The organism is Bacillus sp. Nf3 (genome assembly GCF_003028545.1).
GTDB classification, from domain to species: Bacteria; Bacillota; Bacilli; order Bacillales; family Bacillaceae; genus Bacillus; species Bacillus safensis.
This window is the reverse complement of sequence record NZ_PYUA01000090.1, coordinates 1-548: the sequence shown is the minus strand read 5'-3', so window position 1 is coordinate 548 and position 548 is coordinate 1. Positions and strand designations below refer to the sequence as shown.

General features: G+C 54.2%; 1 rRNA gene. It reads right to left on the bottom strand.

Features of this window, described 5'->3' with window-relative positions:
* A 23S ribosomal RNA gene (locus C9414_RS20995) occupies window positions 1-548 on the bottom strand; the annotation flags it as partial.

Genomic DNA, 548 nt, shown 5'->3' with positions numbered 1-548 from the left:
CACCCGCCGTGTGTCTCCCATACAGTCCGTCTCGGTATTCGGAGTTTGCAATGGTTTGGTAAGTCGCGATGACCCCCTAGCCATAACAGTGCTCTACCCCCGAGAGGATACATATGAGGCGCTACCTAAATAGCTTTCGAGGAGAACCAGCTATCTCCGGGTTCGATTAGCTTTTCACTCCTAATCACACCTCATCCCCTACCTTTGCAACGGGAGTGGGTTCGGGCCTCCAGTGCGTGTTACCGCACCTTCACCCTGGGCATGACTAGATCACCCGGTTTCGGGTCTACTGCCCGCGACTATGCGCCCTTATCAGACTCGGTTTCCCTTCGCCTCCCCTATACGGTTAAGCTTGCCACGAACAGTAAGTCGCTGACCCATTATACAAAAGGTACGCAGTCACTCCTTGCGGAGCTCCTACTGCTTGTACGCACACGGTTTCAGGTTCTATTTCACTCCCCTCTCCGGGGTTCTTTTCGCCTTTCCCTCACGGTACTGGTTCACTATCGGTCGGTCAGTAGTATTTAGCCTTGGAGGATGGTCCCCCC